Annotated in this window: 20 protein-coding genes; 8 read left to right on the top strand and 12 right to left on the bottom strand. The window is 65.4% G+C overall.

The genetic code is table 11. The features are described 5' to 3' along the window. The first annotated feature begins 1 nt into the window (after nt 1). A complete protein-coding gene (locus tag M1D74_RS11040) occupies nt 2-760 on the top strand; it encodes a PIG-L deacetylase family protein (protein ID WP_309071418.1) in 759 nt (252 codons plus the stop codon). Here the strand turns inward: M1D74_RS11040 and M1D74_RS11035 are convergent, their stop codons facing one another. The 5 genes from M1D74_RS11035 to M1D74_RS11015 form a co-directional block, all read right to left on the bottom strand. After that, entirely contained in the window at nt 761-1,552 is a 792-nt protein-coding gene (locus M1D74_RS11035) for an anti-sigma factor (RefSeq protein ID WP_458115354.1), read from the bottom strand. Between the two features lie 16 nt (nt 1,553-1,568). Continuing rightward, nucleotides 1,569-2,186, bottom strand: a complete 618-nt coding sequence (gene sigK / locus M1D74_RS11030) for an ECF RNA polymerase sigma factor SigK (protein WP_309071416.1) — start codon at nt 2,184-2,186, stop codon at nt 1,569-1,571. A gap of 192 nt (nt 2,187-2,378) precedes the next feature. Continuing rightward, a complete protein-coding gene (locus tag M1D74_RS11025) occupies nt 2,379-3,176 on the bottom strand; it encodes a methyltransferase domain-containing protein (RefSeq protein WP_458115353.1) in 798 nt (265 codons plus the stop codon). Then, complete coding sequence (locus tag M1D74_RS11020) at nt 3,173-3,667, bottom strand: tRNA (cytidine(34)-2'-O)-methyltransferase (RefSeq protein WP_309071414.1); 495 nt, start codon at nt 3,665-3,667, stop codon at nt 3,173-3,175. The genes M1D74_RS11025 and M1D74_RS11020 overlap by 4 nt, the downstream gene beginning before the upstream one ends. A gap of 9 nt (nt 3,668-3,676) precedes the next feature. Further along, a complete protein-coding gene (locus M1D74_RS11015; protein ID WP_458115352.1) occupies nt 3,677-4,603 on the bottom strand; it encodes a J domain-containing protein in 927 nt (308 codons plus the stop codon). Nucleotides 4,604-4,655: 52 nt separating this feature from the next. Between M1D74_RS11015 and M1D74_RS11010 the strand changes: the two genes are divergently transcribed. The 3 genes from M1D74_RS11010 (at nt 4,656) to M1D74_RS11000 (ending at nt 6,556) form a co-directional block, all read left to right on the top strand. Further along, nucleotides 4,656-4,850, top strand: a complete 195-nt coding sequence (locus M1D74_RS11010) for a hypothetical protein (protein ID WP_458115351.1) — start codon at nt 4,656-4,658, stop codon at nt 4,848-4,850. Continuing rightward, the gene (locus M1D74_RS11005; protein ID WP_458115350.1) at nt 4,847-5,740 is read left to right on the top strand and encodes a diacylglycerol/lipid kinase family protein; all 894 of its coding nucleotides are present in this window, start codon (nt 4,847-4,849) and stop codon (nt 5,738-5,740) included. The genes M1D74_RS11010 and M1D74_RS11005 overlap by 4 nt, the downstream gene beginning before the upstream one ends. A 96-nt stretch (nt 5,741-5,836) precedes the next feature. After that, nucleotides 5,837-6,556, top strand: a complete 720-nt coding sequence (locus tag M1D74_RS11000) for a hypothetical protein (protein ID WP_458115349.1) — start codon at nt 5,837-5,839, stop codon at nt 6,554-6,556. Here M1D74_RS11000 and M1D74_RS10995 read toward each other — a convergent pair. Both M1D74_RS10995 and folP read right to left on the bottom strand, forming a co-directional pair. Further along, on the bottom strand, nt 6,553-7,299 hold the full coding sequence (locus tag M1D74_RS10995) for a pyrimidine reductase family protein (RefSeq protein ID WP_309071409.1): 747 nt from the start codon (nt 7,297-7,299) through the stop codon (nt 6,553-6,555). The genes M1D74_RS11000 and M1D74_RS10995 overlap by 4 nt on opposite strands. After that, on the bottom strand, nt 7,296-8,225 hold the full coding sequence (gene folP / locus M1D74_RS10990) for a dihydropteroate synthase (protein WP_458115348.1): 930 nt from the start codon (nt 8,223-8,225) through the stop codon (nt 7,296-7,298). Before folP ends, M1D74_RS10995 begins: the two co-directional genes overlap by 4 nt. Before the next feature lie 96 nt (nt 8,226-8,321). Here folP and M1D74_RS10985 point away from each other — a divergent pair, with 96 nt between their 5' ends. The 4 genes from M1D74_RS10985 to M1D74_RS10970 are packed head-to-tail and all read left to right on the top strand — an operon-like array spanning nt 8,322 to nt 12,140. Further along, nucleotides 8,322-9,533, top strand: coding sequence for a cysteine desulfurase family protein (locus M1D74_RS10985; RefSeq protein WP_458115347.1), 1,212 nt, complete (start codon nt 8,322-8,324; stop codon nt 9,531-9,533). Beyond that, nucleotides 9,530-10,669: a tRNA 2-thiouridine(34) synthase MnmA gene (gene mnmA / locus M1D74_RS10980; protein WP_309071406.1), complete on the top strand. Its 1,140-nt coding sequence runs from the start codon at nt 9,530-9,532 to the stop codon at nt 10,667-10,669. Before M1D74_RS10985 ends, mnmA begins: the two co-directional genes overlap by 4 nt. Before the next feature lie 60 nt (nt 10,670-10,729). After that, entirely contained in the window at nt 10,730-11,095 is a 366-nt protein-coding gene (locus M1D74_RS10975) for a chorismate mutase (protein ID WP_309071405.1), read from the top strand. After that, entirely contained in the window at nt 11,085-12,140 is a 1,056-nt protein-coding gene (locus tag M1D74_RS10970) for a hypothetical protein (protein ID WP_458115346.1), read from the top strand. Before M1D74_RS10975 ends, M1D74_RS10970 begins: the two co-directional genes overlap by 11 nt. Nucleotides 12,141-12,143: 3 nt before the next feature. Here M1D74_RS10970 and M1D74_RS10965 read toward each other — a convergent pair whose 3' ends face one another. From M1D74_RS10965 to M1D74_RS10945, 5 genes are all read right to left on the bottom strand, one after another. Further along, nucleotides 12,144-12,818: a DUF4166 domain-containing protein gene (locus M1D74_RS10965; RefSeq protein WP_458115345.1), complete on the bottom strand. Its 675-nt coding sequence runs from the start codon at nt 12,816-12,818 to the stop codon at nt 12,144-12,146. A gap of 88 nt (nt 12,819-12,906) precedes the next feature. After that, nucleotides 12,907-14,199: a DUF58 domain-containing protein gene (locus M1D74_RS10960; protein WP_458115344.1), complete on the bottom strand. Its 1,293-nt coding sequence runs from the start codon at nt 14,197-14,199 to the stop codon at nt 12,907-12,909. 16 nt (nt 14,200-14,215) lie between these two features. Then, a complete protein-coding gene (locus M1D74_RS10955) occupies nt 14,216-15,265 on the bottom strand; it encodes an AAA family ATPase (RefSeq protein ID WP_458115343.1) in 1,050 nt (349 codons plus the stop codon). Then, nucleotides 15,262-16,506, bottom strand: coding sequence for a DUF4350 domain-containing protein (locus M1D74_RS10950; RefSeq protein WP_458115342.1), 1,245 nt, complete (start codon nt 16,504-16,506; stop codon nt 15,262-15,264). Before M1D74_RS10950 ends, M1D74_RS10955 begins: the two co-directional genes overlap by 4 nt. Continuing rightward, entirely contained in the window at nt 16,503-17,180 is a 678-nt protein-coding gene (locus tag M1D74_RS10945; protein WP_458115341.1) for a DUF4129 domain-containing protein, read from the bottom strand. The genes M1D74_RS10950 and M1D74_RS10945 overlap by 4 nt, the downstream gene beginning before the upstream one ends. Between the last annotated feature and the right edge of the window lie 3 nt (nt 17,181-17,183).

Here is a 17,183-nt window from a genome sequence, read left to right as displayed (position 1 = left end):
AATGGCCAAAGTCCCTGAACAGTCGTTGGACGGCGTGAGCCGTGTTCTCTGTTTCGTAGCGCACCCGGATGACATTGATTTCGGTGCGGCGGGGACGGTCGCACGATGGCGTGCGGGCGGCGTCGTCGTTGAGTACTGCATCATGACCGACGGTGATGCCGGGGGATTTTCCGACGAGCACCGGCCCGACATCGTGGAGTTGCGTCGCGAGGAGCAGCGCGCCGCTGCGCGTCTGGTCGGTGTTGAGAATGTGCATTTTCTTGGTCATCGGGATGGCTATCTGGAGCCTAGCCAAGAGCTCGTTGCGAGCGTTGTTGAACTCATTCGAACGGTGCGTCCGCAGGTAGTCCTCTCCATGCACCCTGAGCGCAACTGGGAGCGAATTCAGAAAAGCCATCCGGATCACCTCGCATGCGGGGAAGCGGTCACGCGCGCGATCTATCCGGCCGTAGAAAATCCGTACGCCTTCCCTGAACTCGCCGCCCGGGGACTCGACGCCTACCGGGTGCCGTGGCTTTGGTTCTTCGGCGGGCCCACCCAACTCGAAAACCACTTCGTCGACGTGACCGACCACGTGGAAGACAAGATGCGGGCTCTGCGGTTCCACGCCAGCCAGCACCCTGACATCGAGCGCATGGACAGCGCAGTCCGGGGGTTTCTCGCCGCCAATGCTCGCCGTGGCGGTCTGCCGGAAGGGCGCAGCGCGGAAGTCTTCCAGGTTGTGCCTATCAACACTGACGAGACGATTGCCGGTTTCTGACTAGGCGTCCCCGAAAGGAATCTGCACGACGATCGGAAGGGTCGGCGTCTCAGATCCGCCTTCCGGCTCCACAGTGATCGCAAGTCCGCTGTAGGTGTTGATGCCTTCGATAGCCAGCTCGGTATGGGCGACGTCCTCGCCGGTCATCGTCCCCAGCGATTCAGGGGAAGCACCGTCAGCAGGGACCCGCCACATCTGGTAGACCTTGCCTTCCGGCGGGGACGGCACACCGTCCAGGGTAACGACGGCTGCATCCCGGGACTCCGAGAACGCCAGTACAGCGGTACCGGTGTCACCGATCTCAACCTCTTCGCGCTGGACATCGTCCGCCTGCAGAACTTGCTCCTGAACTGATGATGGCTGCAGGTTCTGCGCCACAGTGACACCGCCGACGGCAACGACCACTGCAGCCGCGGCGGCGAGCAGCCACCTCGCGGCCGGGGACTGGCCCCGGCGCGCGTTGCGGCGTGCGCTCAACTCATCCGTCGCTGAAGCGCCTGCCGGCTCGGCAGCTGACGGTCCGTCAGCCGGAAGATTCGCAACAATGCGTGAGAGCAGGTCGGCGGGGGGTTCTTCCTCATGGGTTGCGAACGACTGCGCCAGTGCCTCACGTGTCGAGCGGACCCGGCGGTGGAAGGTCTCGCGTACCTCGGGAGCGGCGTCTGAGATGTAGTCCTCGAGTGTGGTGCGCTCCTCGTCAGTCACAGCATCCAGGGCGTACATCTCGGCCCACTCGGCGACCAGGCCTTTGGCCAGGTCCTGCCGGAGATCGTCTGTAAAGTGCTTGTTCATTTCCTTGTCCTGCATCTCAGTTCACCCCCAAACATGTTTTCAACCGAATCAGTCCGTCCCTGATTCTCGACTTGATCGTGGGCACCGCCACGCCAAGTTTTTCTGCCACTTCGCGATACGTCAGGCCGCCGTAATAAGCGAGCCGAACGGACTCCTGCTGCGTCTTCGTCAGTGTTTCCAGACACTGGACCACAGCTTCGGCCTCCAGGCGCTGCGTCACTGTATCGACGACGTCGTCATGGTCCTTCACCTGCATCGCCGCTCCGTACCGAGCCTCCCGGTCGGTGGAGCTCTGTTCGGAGCGCACTCTGTCCACGGCCCGGCGATGCGCCAGAGTCATGAGCCAAGCCATAGGGCTGCCGGCGTCCGGGTTGAAACGGTCGGCCATGTTCCACACCTGCAGGTAAACCTCCTGCGTTGTGTCCTCACTGAGTTCGGGATCGATGAGCACTCGTCGGGCGAGGCCGTAAACCCTGCGGGACGTCTGTGCATAGAACTCAGCAAAGGCGCTCTGGTCCTGCAGGGCGACCCGCGCTAGAAGATCAGCGAGGTCAACCGCTCCTGAGGATTCACCGGCAGCCTGGTCGGGGTCCGACCTGGCGGGCGTTATCCGGCTCACACGTGGCGTATCCATAGGTTTCAAGCATAAAGCGCCCCGCCGGGTATCCCGAACAGGTCGAGCGGCCGCGCGGGTCAGTACGTGACCAACCACCGTTCCGCCCATGCTGCACCGCCCGTTTCTGCGCCAGTCTTCACCGGCCTGCTGCCGGTACTACCCCTCATTCGAAACGGCGGGCGAAACGGATGGGTCAGCCTACGCTGGGGGCTAGGGGCGGGTCGCGACGGCGATCAACGAGTCAGCGTTGAGGGTCATGTCCTGTCCCAGGCTTTCGAGGAACCGCGTTCGTACCCGTTCCCTGCCGTCCGGGTCGGACGGCAGCATGAAGCGGTACCCCGTGCCGAGTACCAGCGTCCAGGTCAGTTCGGCGTCGAGCGGTACCTGCAGGGGCGTCTCGTGTACCTCAATCGATTCGAACCCCACTGTGGTGAGGAAAGCATGCAGTTTCTCGGCCGATGCGACCTCTGCCATCTGGCGTGTCGCTTTGGGGACAGCAGCTTCCCGCAACTGCGGCTGTTCCTCGAAGCACACCTCGCGCAGGAGCGATGCGAAGGGTTCGTGGGCGTGTTCCTGCCAGGTGCTCACCGCCAGCTTGCCGCCGCTGCGCAACTGCGACGCGAGGTGGACGGCGCCGGCAGCCATGTCGGGAAGGAAGAAGAGGCCATACCCGCACAGCACTGCATCATAGGGTTCGCCCGAGGTCCAGGTGGAGGCGTCTGCGTTCACGAAGTTGACCGAGCTGAGATCCAGCGCGGCTGCCTTTGCTTCGGCGAGTGCAAGCAGCTCGACAGACAGGTCCACAGCGTCCACCCGTCCTTCGGGACCCACCTCCTGTGCGGCGGGAATGGTACCCGAACCGCTGCCGCAGCACGCGTCCAGAACTCTGTGTCCCAGGTGTAGGTCCGCGGCGGCCACCAGCACGTTTCCCATGGTGTTCCACAGAACGGGTGCCAGGCGCTCAAAATGCTCCGCGCCGTCGTCGAAAAGGTTACCTACGCCGGTCATGAGTGCTCCTTTGCGACGGGTTGCACATCCTGTGCGCCCCCGAACCCCTGCTGGCGCCATGCTTCGTACACCACGATCGATGCCGAGTTGGCCAGATTCAGGGACCGGCGTGAAGGCAGCATGGGGAGGCGCACCCTGGCTGTCACGGCGGGGTGGTTCTTCACCTCGAGGGGAAGCCCGACAGATTCCGGCCCGAACAGCAGGACATCACCTGGCCGGTACTGGATATCTGAGTAAGTGACTGTTCCCTCGGAGGTATAGGCAAAGAGCCTCTCAGGCCGGAGCACGCCGAGCGCTGTATCGAGGTCCGGGTGAACCGTCAGTACGGCGAGGTCGTGGTAGTCCAGCCCGGCCCGTCGGAGCTTCGTGTCATCAAGGTCGAAGCCCAGCGGTTCCACCAGATGGAGCTCAGCTCCGGTGACCGCAGCCAGCCGAATGGCGTTGCCGGTATTGCCGGGAATTTCGGGCGTGTAGAAGAGGATGCGGAACACTGTGCAATCCTAGCGTCCGGCCGCGTCGAGCAGCCTCGCAAGCACCGGCACCTGCACAGTGTTGGGCTGAGGACCCTCGGACAGGAAGCGCCGTAGCTCCCGGAGGAGCGTCCCGGCATTGGCGACGTGCACGGACGCCAGTGCCGAGCGGTCGAGGGAGGGCGGGTAATCGACAATCGGCTCGAACGGATTGTCCAGCCTGCCGTGAAGCACCAGCCAACCGCGCACGTTGCACTCCGGGAACAGGTCCTGCACCTGACGCACCGTCTGGGTGATGCGCACATCGCCGGCCTGCCGCCCGCGGTGCCGCAGCCGGTGTCCGTCCCAGGAGTAGTTCCCCGGCGGTGCCACGAGTGAGTCCACCACGGCGATGCGGTAGCCCGCCAACAGCGCATGCCCTACTTCGACTCCGCCGCCGAACGCCAGCCCGTTGACGAGCCGCGCCGCAGGAAAGCCGGGCAGCAGGCTGCCCTCGACGAGGCGTGCAGTGGCGCGTTCCCCGTCGTATCGCGCCGTCGCCCCGGGGCGAAGGCGGGCAAGGGCGCCCGGTTGACGGGCTGTACCGTGAACCTGCTGCTGCGCGAGGGTGAGCGGGACCGAACCGGCTGTTGCGCCGCCGTCGTACGGGGGCTCATACCGGGGCGGCAGGGCGTGAGCCTCGGATGGAGCGGGCCGCGATGGCCGCGAAGAGTTGGATCTCGGCCGGGCATCGGGCAGCGGATCCTCCACTCCGAGTGTGCGGTCGTAGCGCCGGCGGCGTTCGGGATCGGCAAGCATCTCATAGGCCACGGCCACGTCATGGAACAGTTCCGCACTTCCGCCGGCATCAGGATGGGCCGTCCGCGCAGCCCGGCGGTAGGCGTCCTTGATCTCCTTCGCGGTCGCACTCCTGCTCACCCCAAGCACGGCGTAGTACGTGCGTTCGGGGGCTGCCATGGTGGCCTTTCATCCGGAAGGGGATCGGGAACGGTGTTCGCAGGTTCCGCGCTTGACTGTAAACGGTGCGTCCACCTCCGGCAAATGGGCCGATAACATCGAAAGCATGGCGGGCAAGGATCAGGCACCGAGCAGGTTGGACTGGTACGGGCTGAGCGGCGAGCGGGAGGACTGTGGAAGAGCCCGCTTCGTCGACGCTTCACAGGCGATGGTCATCGCGGAGCCACACGGCAGGGTAGTCCGGTGAGGCTTGTCCTTGCAGTGAATCCGACGGCCGGATCCGGCGCAGGCGCACGCGCAATGCCCGGTACGCTGGCCGGGCTGGAGGCTTCCGGCCACACGCTTCGGGTGGTGGGGCTACAGGGCCTTTCATCTCTGCATGCCGAGCTTGAGACAGCGCTCGCGGGAGACCCGGACGGACTCATCGCAATCGGCGGAGACGGTCTCGTGCATGTGGCGATCAATGCGCTCGCCGGTACCAGTGTGCCGCTGGGCATCATTCCGGCGGGCACGGGCAATGACATCGCGCGGTCTCTGGGCGTTCCGCTCGGCTCGCCGTCGGCCGCGCTCGCCGTCATTTTGAAGTCGCTGACCGGTGATTCGCGGTTAATTGACCTCGGACGGATTCGCGGCTCCGACCGCCCCGACGTCTGGTTTGCGGCCGCCTGTTCGGCAGGATTGGATGCGGTGGTGAACGCCCGGGCGAACCGCTGGTCCTGGCCGCGGGGGCGGGCGCGGTACGTTCTGGCGCTGTTCCGCGAGCTGCCATTCTTCCGGCCGCCGCAGTATCGGTTGAGCGCCGACGGCCACCGGACCGATCCGCACGCGGTACTTGTCTGCATCGCAAACATGCGCTCCATCGGCGGGGGCATGTTGATCGCACCTGATGCACGCCCGGATGACGGTCAACTGGACCTCCTCGTGATTGACCCGCTGCCGCGCCTGCGTCTTCTTATGCTGTTTCCGCTCCTCTTCTCCGGCGGGCATGTTCGGTTGCGGGCAGTCCACATTCGCCGGGTGTCGTCGGTTGAGCTTGAGGTGCGGGACGTCGAACTGTTTGCCGATGGCGAGCCGGTCGGGGACGGCCCGGTGCAGATCGACGTTGTGCCGCGGGTGCTCAGGGTGCTCGCGCCGTAGGAACAAACCGTATGGGCACGCCTCCCCATGGGTGCCATGCACCGCGCTCGGTAGAGTGGGCAGGGCAATTCGGAAGGTCCAGACGTTAGGGAGTGCGTGGTGCAGACATGGCGCAATAGACCGCTTCCGGCGTGCCTGGTCCTGCTCTGCCTTGCTCCGGTGCTCGCCGGGTGCCGTATAGAAGTGCCGGTGATGCCGGGTGCTGAGACCCCCGCCAGCAGCACGACGGCGCCGGTGCAGCCTGCGCCGGTGGACAACGCAGCGGCGGAGGCTTCCGGTCCGCCCGAACTTCCCCCGCTTCCCCGCGCCGACATCGTGGGCAACGACATGACGTTTGACCGCGGTGGGTACATCGAGCAGGCGGATATGGTCGCGTTCTCCGACGGCATCACCCGCACCCCGGGCTGGACCCAGAAGAAGCTGCTCGTCAACGGGGAGTCCGTCTACGTCAGCGAGTCCGGATGTACTGCGTCGTTGCGATACACACCCGCTCAGGGTCCGCTCCTGGTCGACGGCGACGACCGCGCGTCCACCGAGGCTCTGTTCCGCTTCATGGACCCGAGTATCCTGCCCGAATATCTGGTCATCACGGAATGGCTGTGGGGAGAGTCCGCGGGCGAATCGAAGGCCTCAGTCGAGTTCCTGACGTACATCCAGGAGGCGACGGGGGATACGCCCGCCAGCGCGATTTCGCTGCGGCTCTTTCACGCCACCGGCACGGGGTTGGCGTTCGTCGTGTCTTGCCCGTCGGACGAAAATCTCACAGCCGCCGTCGCAGACATCCGGAGCCGAATCTCGGTTGTTCCGCCGGGCTAGGCCCCGCCCGACCTCACCCAGCGACCGAAGAGGGCGGAGTTCGATTCAAGCAGTGAGGCAAGCGTCATCGCTCGCAGTTGCGGGTTGTCAGCGCCGGCCGAAATGCGGGTGCCCTCGCCGCCGGTCAACAGGGGGCTCACGGAAAGGCACAGCTCATTGACGGAGTCCTCGGCGATGAACCCTCCGAAGATGCCCGGTCCGCCTTCGCACAGTATCCGTCCCAACCCGCGGCTATGGAGCCAGTCTGCGCAGGTACGGGAATCGATGCGGTCCTCACCCACGACGACGACGTCGGCCACTTCGGAGAGTGATCGCACCCGCTCCGGGTTCGCAGTCGCTGCTGTGAACAGAACCGGGCGAACCGGAGACCGTTGGAAAAGCTCGCTGTCCCGATCCAGCCCGAGAGTGCCGGAGATGATCGCGAGCGCCGGATGGCCGGACATCCCGTGAGCTACGCGCCACCGGGTGTCCTCTTCGCTGACGAGCGGTCCCGCGTATCCCTCGGCCCGCACCGTCCCTGCTCCCACCAGGATGACGTCGCACAACCTGCGGAGGAGACCAAACAAACGGCGGTCGCCCTCGTTGCCCAGGGGTGCGGAAACGCCTTGGTGTGTTGCGGACCCGTCGAGACTGGCGATGAAGTTGAAACGTACCCATGGGCTATGGGCCGGGTAAGCGTACAGGGCGAGCAGATCCTCGTCTGTCCGATCGACGGCACCCGCCGGGAGGACCTGGTTGATCATGGCTGGTTGAACTCTCCCATGTTGTGCCGGAGGTAGACCGGCTCACGCCACCCCATCGCTGCTTCGATTAGATTGATGGTGGACCGCGCGGCAGTGACGTTATGCATCCGGAGAATCCTCGCCCCGCCGAGCGCGCACATGACAGCTGCAGCGAGGGAACCCTCATCCCGGGCCTTCTTCGGCCGATCCAGGGTTTCACCGATGAAGTCCTTGTTGGATACAGCCGCAAGGGTCGGGTACCCGAGTCCGGCGATTTCTGAGAACCGCCGTGTGATCTCAAGGGAGTGCATCGTGTTCTTGTTCAGATCGTGGCCGGGATCAACCAGGATCCGGTCCTCACTGATACCCAGGGAAACCGCGAGCTCAACCTGGCGCACGAGGAAGTCGGCTACCTCGGTCACCACGTCGGTGTAGTTCGGCCGGCCAAGAACGGTCCTCGGTTCGGCCAGACTGTGAGTGATCACGACGTGGGCGCCCGTCTGCGAGATCACCGCGGCAAGATCGCGGTTGCGCAGGCCGGTGGTGTCATTGACGACGTTGGCGCCGGCCTTGATTGCCTGTTCCGCCACCTCCGGGAGGAACGTGTCCGCTGAGATGACGACGTCGGAGGCTTCCCGCACGGCCTGGATGACAGGAACAATACGGTTAGCTTCCTCGGCGGCCGGTATCCCAGGCCCAGGAGCGAAGGGCGCCCCGCCGATGTCAACCCAGTCCGCGCCGTCGGCGACTGCCTGAAGTGACGCGTCCACCGCCGCCTCCAGCGCAAAGGTGCGTCCGCCGTCGTAAAACGAATCAGGAGTGCGGTTGATGATGGCCATGAGGGCGATCTGGTTGTCGAAATCAAGGACCCGTGATCCGAAGTCATGCCTGGCGTGCAGCAGTTGGGGAATGAACTGGGCGCCTGTGCGCACGGGGAGCTTTTCCACAGCTTATTTCTATCAGGCGTTCCTGACCGTTCCTCCCGGGGGAGACAACTCACAGGCCCGTTCGGCTTTGGCGACACCCAACGATAGAATTGCGGGGTGCCCGTGTACCTTGACCACGCGGCGACCACGCCCCTCTCGGCGCCCGCGCTCGCCGCTCTCACCACCGAACTCAGCCGTAGCGGCAACCCCTCGTCGCTGCACGGCTCGGGCCGCCGTGCCCGCCGGGTGGTCGAGGACTCCCGGGAAACCATTGCGCGGGCCGCCGGCGCGCATCCCTCGGAAGTCATCTTCACCTCCGGCGGAACCGAAGCGGACAACCTCGCCGTCAAGGGTCTCTTCTGGGCCCGCCGCGACGCGGACCCGCGCCGCCTACGGATACTGTGCAGCGCCGTCGAACATCACGCCGTTCAGGACACCGTCGAGTGGCTGGAACGTCACGAAGGCGCCGAAGTTACCTGGTTGCCGGTCACCGACGAGGGGATCGTCCGGATGGACGTGCTCGAGCGGGAGCTCGCCGCCGCCGCCGACGAGATCGCGCTGGTCACCGTCATGTGGGCCAACAACGAGGTGGGCGCGCTCCAGCCCATAGCGGACATTGCCGCTGCCGCTGCCCGCCACGGCATCCCCCTGCACTCCGACGCTGTTCAGGCGTTCGGGTCAGTTCCGGTGTCCTTTGCGGATTCCGGACTTGCCACCATGGCGATCAGCGGGCACAAGATCGGAGGCCCTGTAGGTGTCGGAGCCTTGCTGGTGGGTCGGGCAGTGAAACTGACCCCGGTCCAGCACGGTGGCGGACAGGAGCGCGACATCCGATCGGGCACCCTTGACGCCGCGGGCATCGCCGCCTTCGCAGCAGCAGCCGACGACGTCGTCACCAACCTCTCAGTTGAGTCCGCACGTATTTCCGGTCTGCGCGACCAGCTGATTTCCGGCGTCGAACGCGTTGTTCCGGAAGCTGTCCTGAGGGGCCCGCGCACACAGCGGCTGCCGGGAAACGCCCACTTCACCTTCCCGGGATGCGAGGGAGACTCGCTGCTCTTCCTGCTCGACGTGGCGGGAGTGGAGTCCTCCACAGGGTCTGCCTGCACCGCCGGAGTGCCGCGGCCATCGCACGTCCTCCTGGCCATGGGGCTGACCGAAACCGAGGCGCGTGGTGCCCAGCGTTTCAGCCTCGGGCATACATCGACGCCTGAAGACGTTGACACCTTGGTGGCCGCGTTGCCCGACGCGTACGAGCGAGCGCGGAAGGCTGGGATGTCCGGCCACGCATCATCCATCCAGACAGCAGGAACGGGTTTCAGTTCATGAAGGTACTCGCAGCGATGAGCGGCGGAGTCGATTCGGCCGTCGCGGCTGCCCGCGCCGTTGAGGCGGGGCACGACGTCGTCGGTGTTCATCTAGCGCTATCCCGGATGCCGGGAACCCTACGAACCGGAAGCCGTGGATGCTGCACCATCGAGGACAGCCGGGACGCCTGGCGTGCCTGCGACATCCTCGGCATCCCGTACTACGTCTGGGACTTCTCCGAGCGGTTCAAGGAGGACGTGGTTGACGACTTCATCGCCGAGTACGCTGCCGGTCGTACCCCCAACCCATGCATGCGGTGCAACGAGCGGATCAAGTTCGCTGCGCTGCTGGAAAAAGCGCTAGCCCTCGGGTTCGACGCCGTCTGCACCGGCCACTACGCGAAGGTGATAGAGAATGCCGACGGCAGCCGGGAGCTGCACCGTGCGGCCGACTGGGCAAAGGACCAGTCATACGTCCTGGGCGTTCTCACGCATGAGCAGCTGAAGCACTCGATGTTCCCGCTCGCGGACACGCCGTCCAAGGCCGAGGTGCGCGCGGAGGCTGAGCGGCGGGGCCTGTCGGTCGCCAACAAGCCCGACAGCCATGACATCTGTTTCATCCCCGACGGCGACACGCGCGGTTGGCTGGAGGAACGCATCGAGCTCACCGAGGGCAACATCGTCGATGTGGACGGTGAAACCATCGGCACCCATCCGGGAGCGAACGCCTTCACCGTCGGGCAGCGTAAGGGCCTGAAACTAGGACGCCCGGCACCGGACGGAAAGCCCCGATTCGTGCTTGAAATCCGACCGAAGGAAAACACGGTAGTCGTCGGTCCCGAGCGCATGCTCGCGGTCGATCAGCTGCGGGGCATCAAGGTCTCCTGGGCGGGTCTGCCCATTCCCGCCGTCGAGAGCGGGGAGGAGTTCGACTGCATGGCCCAGGTGCGCGCCCACGGTGACCCCGTGGACGCCCGCGCGCAGGTCGAGTACGACGACGATGGTCGCCAGAGTCTCGTGGTGCGGTTGATCGAGCCGATGCGCGGTGTCGCTCCCGGACAGACAGTGGTCATCTACCAGGGCACCCGCGTGCTGGGGCAGGCGACGCTGGATTCCGCCCGCTCGCTTGAGCGGCCGGACCTTGCGGCAGCGCGCTGACCCTTCGGCGTCCCGGGACACAATGCGCTGTGCGTCTGCCGGTTCTGCTTAACTGGAACCATGACTGAGAAAACCCGGCGCTTCGACCCCGCGGCGAGTTCAATCGCCGGTGAGGTCGACCCCGCCGTCATGGAAGAACTGCTCTCAGTTCGGGGCAGCATCGACAACATCGACGCGACCCTGGTCTATCTGCTGGCTGAACGGTTCAAGGCAACCCAGCGGGTGGGTCATCTGAAGGCTGAGCACAAGCTTCCTCCAGCTGATCCCGCTCGTGAAGCCGCGCAAATTGCGCGGCTGCGGGCGCTCGCGGAAGAAGCCCACCTTGATCCGGCCTTTGCCGAGAAGTTCCTGAACTTCATCATCTCCGAGGTCATTCGCCATCATCAGGACATCTCACAGAATCATTCCTCGCGCGATGGTGCTTGATCCCGCTGCGGCGTCGCACGCCGTTGTGCCCGACTCCGGCGCGGTGACGGTCACCGCCCTCGGTGACTGGCCGGGCCAGGATCCGGTCGAAGCGCTGCGGATCATCCGCGGTGAGCTGGGCAGCCCGAACCTGCCGTTCCTGCCATCCCTTCCCGAACGCGGTGTAGGCAGTGACGAGGTCGGCAGGACCGCCGGACTGCTGCCGGAACTTCCGGTCGATCTGCAGCCGCATGGCTGGAGACTCGTTGACCGCCCCGGACGGGATATCCGGCGGGCGGTGTCAGCGCTCTCCACAGACTTCAACGTCCTCGCGGATCTCGTGGGGGCCGAGGAGCGTCCCACCCATGAACTCAAGGTGCACTGTCGGGGACCGCTGTCCCTCGCGGCCAACCTGCACCTGCACAACGGTGAACGAGCCCTGCTGGACCACGGGGCCAGGCGTGACCTCCGCGATGCACTGGTCGACGGCGTCGGATCGCTTCTGGCTCGGGCCGCTGCGGCCAGTCCCGGGGCTGCCCTCACTCTCCAGCTGGACGAACCCGAAATTGCGGAAGTCCTGCAAGGTGCCATCCCGACCGCCAGCGGATACCGGACCCTCCGCGCCGTAGGGGAGCAGGAAGTCATCGAAGCCTGGACGCTGCTGGCCGAGGGCGCGCGCGCAGCCGGGGCTGCCGCCGTCGTGCTTTCCCTGAGTGAAGCGGAACGGATAGCGCTGCTTCAGCGCGTGCCCGACGTGGGATTCGCTGTCCCGGTCAGCGGAGTGACCAACCGGGACTGGGAAGCGATAGCCGAACTGGTCGAGGCGGGACGCACCCTGTGGGCGGGTGTACAGGTGCCCGGCCGCAAGCCCCTGCGTGTGCAGGAAACAGCCGATGCGCTTCTGCGGCCGTGGCGGGGACTCGGACTGGCCCTTCAGTCGCTCGGATCAATCCGGCTTGTCCCCTCCGAAAGCCTTGCGGAGCGCGGGGCGGATCACAGCCGCCGCGTGCTCTCCCACCTTCACCAGAGCGCCGACGCGCTCAACCAGGCCATCGCCGACGCCTGACGCTCAGGTTCGCGGCTCCCACCGTGCCGGGGCGACGTCAGCGGGCAGGCCGCCGTCGTAATCAACCAGGTCATAGGTGAACCACCCGGCGTACACCAGGACTGGCCCGAGCTGCCGGTGCAGGACGTTCGTCTTGATGCGGAACCGGCTCTCGGCGCCGTCCCACCACTGCTCCATGTACGCCTGTGCGCCGACCACGTCGGGCAGCCCCAGTCTCAGCCGGCCGGCGAACAGGCGCGTTGATGACGAGATCATTCGCATATGGCCGTCGGCCGTCACCTCGCAGGTCAGCGCCGTGGCCATGCGGCGATGACGCCCGAGGTAGTCGACCAGGCTGTCCCCGGCCCAGGACGTGGTGTCTTCGAACACTCGGGATACGGTGCTGAACGAGATGTCGCGGCGCGCGGTCAGGGAGGGCCTGCCGTACGGATCGGAATGGGCCCAGTTCCGCACCGTGAACTCGACGTCGTTCTCGTACTCGGGGAAGAAGCTGTTTTCCTTCGCAGCCAACGCGAAAAAGGGCCTCACGAGAGGGGCAGGACTCCCCGCTACCGCAAAGACGCCGCGGCCAAGGCCGAATGCATGGGAGCCCTCGTTCAGGCTGAAGTACTCCTGGAGCTCCGGTTGCAGGCGTCCGAACTCCGCTCCGAGCGCGCGCTGGTACACCGACGGCGTCATACACTTCTCCTTCGTAAATTCCGGTCAATGGAGGTGCAGGCAGGGAAGCGTGCAGGACTCGGGGGGCTTATGATTCGCTTCCCGGCATTCACAGGCGCCCGGTCGCTTTGAGACGAATGTAGACATCAGCCAGCTTCGACGGAAGCTCGTGGGGAGGCTCGTCCACTACTTCGGCGCCGAGCTGCCGAAGCCGCTCCTTGATGGCAGCCCGGTCTAGGAGCGCGCGTTCCGCGGCTGCAGCCCGGTAGGTCTCCGCGGCGGTGCCTCGCTGACTGCGCAGCTCATCGAGATGCGGGTCCCGCACAGATGCAACGACGACCACGTGCTGTGCGGTGAGGGATGGAAGCATGGGAAGCAGGCCTTCCTCCACTGCGCCCGAATCGAGTGCGGTCAGGAGTACCACCAGGCTGCGGTGCGCGGAGATGGAGCGCACCTGTGAAGGAATCCGCGAAAAGTCGGCTTCAATGAGCTCTGACTCCAGCGGAGCCATCGCCGACACGAGCGAAGCGAGCATATTCCCCTTGGCCGCCGATTGCACCCGTGCACGAGGACGCCGGTCGAAAGCGAGAAAGTCCACACGGTCCCCGCCGCGCTGGGCCAGCACCGACAGGAGGAGAGACGATTCGATCCCCGTGTCCAGACGGGGCTCATCCTCGATCCGTGCTGCCGAGGTGCGGGAGGTGTCGAGCACGATCACCACCCTGCGGTCACGTTCGGGTCGCCAGGTTCGCACCACCGTATCCCGTCGGCGAGCTGACGCGCGCCAGTCAATGGACCGGACGTCATCCCCGCGGACGTAGTCCCGCAGCGAATCGAATTCAGTGCCGGCACCACGGATCTGCACTGCGGCGCGGCCGTCGAGTTCACGCAACCGCCTCAACTTCGACGGCAGGAGCCGTTTGGAATGAAACGGCGGCAACACCCGTAGGGTGCCGGGCATCGGAATGGTAACCTGCCGGGCAGCCAATCCGAGAGGGCCGGCACTGCGGATGGTCACGTGGTGAACGGATAGGTCGCCGCGACGACGGGGGACCAACCGGACCTGTAGGTTGCGGCCTTCGCCTGCAGGAATGCTCAGGTGATGCACCGGATTCTGGGCACCGGCTGAAGGTTGCCACCCCTCACGTATCCAGCCCCGAAACGTCCGCCTGGCGTGATTGCGTACCGTCAGGGTGCTCGTTGTCTCCTCGGTGAGACGGACGGTTTCCGGAAGCTTGCGCTGGAGGCCAATCGCACGGGGAGAAGCGGCGAGCACCAGGTCGACGACGCAGCCCGCAACAAGCAGCGCGAGCCACACAGCGATAGACACAGCGCCCGGATAGAGGATCACCGGAATGACGCCGAGAGCGGCCAGGAGGACGAGGCGGGCAGTGATACTCATGCTGGGAAGCTCACGACTACCTCGGCACGGGAACGGTTGCCAAGATGTTCCCCAGCACGGTGTCGACGCTCACGCCGTCCATTTGCGCTTCAGGGCGCAGCGCCACCCGGTGCCGGAGGGCGGGTAGAGCCAGGGCCTTGACGTCATCAGGCGTGACGAAGTCGCGGCCGGACAGCCAGGCCCACGCCCGGGAGGTGTTCAGCAAGGCCGTGGCCCCACGGGGTGAGACTCCGAGCTGGAATGAGGGCGCAGTACGGGTAGCCCGCACGAGGTCGACGATGTAGCTCAACACCTCCGGCGCCATGCCCACCCGCTGAACTGCCTGCCTTGCTGCCGCAAGGTCACTCTCACCGGCGACAGCTCGCACGCCTGCAGCATTGAGGTCGCGCGGATCGAATCCCGCGCTGTGCCGTCGAATAACCTCGATCTCATCATCGCGCCCGGGCAACGGAAGGGTCAGCTTCAAGAGGAAGCGGTCCAGTTGGGCCTCGGGAAGCGGGTACGTACCCTCATATTCCACGGGATTCTGGGTCGCCGCCACGATGAAAGGCTCCGGCAGGGGCCGGCTCACGCCGTCTACGGATACCTGCCTCTCCTCCATCGCCTCAAGCAGAGCCGCCTGTGTCTTGGGCGGGGTGCGGTTGATCTCGTCCGCGAGGAGGATGTTGGTGAAGACGGGACCCTCACGGAACGTGAACTCAGCCGTGCGGGATTCAAAGATCAGGGATCCGGTCACATCACCCGGCATGAGGTCCGGGGTGAACTGGACCCGTTTGGTATCGAGGCTCAGGGCCGCGGAAACACTCCGGACCAACAGGGTCTTTGCCACACCCGGTACGCCCTCCAGCAGGACGTGCCCCTTCGCGAGGAGAGCAATTAATAGGCCGGTAACTGCCGCGTCCTGCCCGACGACGGCTTTGGCCACCTCTTCGCGGACTGCAACGAGGGCTCGGCGTGTTGGGTCCGCCCGGGACGCCTCGCCCGACGACGGCGTCACCTGTGAAGCTCCATTGGCTCCAGGCTGGTACGCCGGGGGAGCTGGCGTGTGCTGGGGGTGCTGATTCATGAACGACGGATCTCCTGTTCGAGTTTTTCCAATTCCTGGCTCCACTGCACCAACTGGGCATCGGAGCGTGGGCTGTAGGAGTTGAGCAGCTGGTCGAGGTCGCCAAACTCCCGGCCGGTCTTCTGTGCAGCAGCGGCAACAACGGTCGCCCTGCTGCTGGAGGGCGGTATGCGCAGGGCTGAGGCCAGGCGATTCAGAGTGGCCGCGCGAAGGGTCTGGACGGCGTGGTCCACCGACCCCGCATCCTGGTAAAGGCGTGCACGTCCGGCGGCGGTTTCAGCAGAGCGCACGACGACGGGCAGCGGCTCCGTGACCAGCGGTCCCAAGCGGCGGCCTCGCCAAAGGATGGCGAGCAGGGCGGTGATCAACAGCCAGATCATCAACGGATTGACGAAGTCCGGCAGCAGGCTCAGCGGATCAACCGGTCCGGAACTTATGGCGAGGTCGTTTTCCGTGGGCTGGTACCAGACGAGGGTGGACGTGCTGCCCAGAACCCGAAGTGCAAGCGCTGCGTTGCCCTGCTCGTCAATGAAACCGTTGCTGATGATGTCGCCGTTACCCAGGACGGCCACCCTTGCGTCTGCGGTAGTCGCGAATACTCCGGCCGGACGTCCGCCTTCACCCGCGGGAAGCGGAAAGCAGGTCACCGCGCCTCGATAGGACAATCCACCCGGACTCACAGCCGCAGCGGCTCGGGCATCGGGATCAGCGCACGCTGCCTGCAGAGGCTCCTCGACGTCCGCAGGCACAACTCCGGCAGACCTTATTCCGTTTGCGAGCTGCGTCAGCATGCCCAGGCTCGGTTCGATCAGGACGGTGCGGTCGGCAAGGCCCCCGATGTTTCCGAGCTGCCCCGCAGTAAGCCAGGTATTGGGATCGTGCAGGAGCAGCGTGTCGTCCGGCCCCTCCAGCCGGTCGATGGCATCCTCGAGCGATTCCGCACGGACAACCTCTACCCCCTCGGCGCGGAGGACCTCCGCCACCGCCCGCGCTCCCTCCGGGGCAGCGTTGTCGGGCGAAAGCGGATCCTGCGCGCCGGAACCCGCGAACACAACACCGATGACGACGACGATCCCAAGGAGAACACCGAGAGCAATCCACCCTCGTGCCCGGGTGAGCCTGTCCAGAACGGTCGAACGCGCGCTACCGCCGTCCCCCATGATCTCATTGCCGGCCTCCTGTTCGATTTTCTTCGGAGGCAGCTCGTGTGCAGGTGGACCCGACTGGATGACGCTGCTCATACCGGCACCGTCCACTGCTGGCTTACGGTCCGGTGCCGGGGTTGTGAACGGAGCAGCACCTGATCGAGCTCCACTGTTCGCTGGTAATCGCCCTGGGTTGCAGGGCGCGCGCCGTAATGCACCTCGTTGAAGCGGAGCGCCAACCAGTCGAGATCGCCTGATTGAGCATTGAAGAGGTCCTGCAGCTGCCGGGCCACCTCGACAGCGGTGCGTCCGGCCTGCTCGTCGATGATTACCCGCTCCTCGGCAGAGCGGGTAATGGCGCGGAAACGTTCAGTCAGAGCCTCATCCCACTGGCTGTTCCGGGCAGCCGCGTCGGCAGCAGCCCGGTGCGTCTGCGCAGAGCTGCGGGCTGATGCCTGAAAGACCGACGGCTCGGGGCGCCTTCTGGCGTTCAATCGCGGTTTGATCAGGAGAATAGCTACAGCAATAACGACGACGGCGCCCACCGCAAGCAGGATCGTCCCTAATCCGGCGTCAACGCTGCGGATCTGACCGAGGAGCTCGCCCAGCCAGTTGAGGAACGCTGTCCACGCGCGTTCCAACAGGGAAGGTTCAGCTTCCTGGTAGATGCCTTTTGCGAGCTCATCCTGAAGGAGCCGGCGGCCTTCGTCGTCGTCCGGTTGAAGTGGCACGGTGGACGGAAGGAGCCGTGACTCGGGTCCGTCCTGCATGAA

The organism is Arthrobacter sp. D2-10, assembly GCF_054161285.1.
The sequence above is the reverse complement of the archived record's forward strand: the minus strand, read 5'-3'. Positions and strand labels throughout refer to the sequence as shown.

Excerpts from the sequence above, each read along its gene's own strand:
- M1D74_RS11015 (WP_458115352.1), bottom strand. The coding sequence starts at position 4,603 with ATGGCAGCCCCCGAACGCACGTACTACGCCGTGCTTGGGGTGAGCAGG.
- sigK (WP_309071416.1), bottom strand. The coding sequence starts at position 2,186 with ATGGATACGCCACGTGTGAGCCGGATAACGCCCGCCAGGTCGGACCCC.
- M1D74_RS10975 (WP_309071405.1), top strand. The coding sequence starts at position 10,730 with ATGACTGAGAAAACCCGGCGCTTCGACCCCGCGGCGAGTTCAATCGCC.
- M1D74_RS10960 (WP_458115344.1), bottom strand. The coding sequence starts at position 14,199 with ATGAGTATCACTGCCCGCCTCGTCCTCCTGGCCGCTCTCGGCGTCATT.
- M1D74_RS11040 (WP_309071418.1), top strand. The coding sequence starts at position 2 with ATGGCCAAAGTCCCTGAACAGTCGTTGGACGGCGTGAGCCGTGTTCTC.
- M1D74_RS10970 (WP_458115346.1), top strand. The coding sequence starts at position 11,085 with ATGGTGCTTGATCCCGCTGCGGCGTCGCACGCCGTTGTGCCCGACTCC.
- M1D74_RS10995 (WP_309071409.1), bottom strand. The coding sequence starts at position 7,299 with ATGATCAACCAGGTCCTCCCGGCGGGTGCCGTCGATCGGACAGACGAG.
- M1D74_RS11025 (WP_458115353.1), bottom strand. The coding sequence starts at position 3,176 with ATGACCGGCGTAGGTAACCTTTTCGACGACGGCGCGGAGCATTTTGAG.
- M1D74_RS10965 (WP_458115345.1), bottom strand. The coding sequence starts at position 12,818 with ATGACGCCGTCGGTGTACCAGCGCGCGCTCGGAGCGGAGTTCGGACGC.
- M1D74_RS10955 (WP_458115343.1), bottom strand. The coding sequence starts at position 15,265 with ATGAATCAGCACCCCCAGCACACGCCAGCTCCCCCGGCGTACCAGCCT.
- M1D74_RS11035 (WP_458115354.1), bottom strand. The coding sequence starts at position 1,552 with ATGAACAAGCACTTTACAGACGATCTCCGGCAGGACCTGGCCAAAGGC.
- M1D74_RS10950 (WP_458115342.1), bottom strand. The coding sequence starts at position 16,506 with ATGAGCAGCGTCATCCAGTCGGGTCCACCTGCACACGAGCTGCCTCCG.
- M1D74_RS10945 (WP_458115341.1), bottom strand. The coding sequence starts at position 17,180 with ATGCAGGACGGACCCGAGTCACGGCTCCTTCCGTCCACCGTGCCACTT.
- mnmA (WP_309071406.1), top strand. The coding sequence starts at position 9,530 with ATGAAGGTACTCGCAGCGATGAGCGGCGGAGTCGATTCGGCCGTCGCG.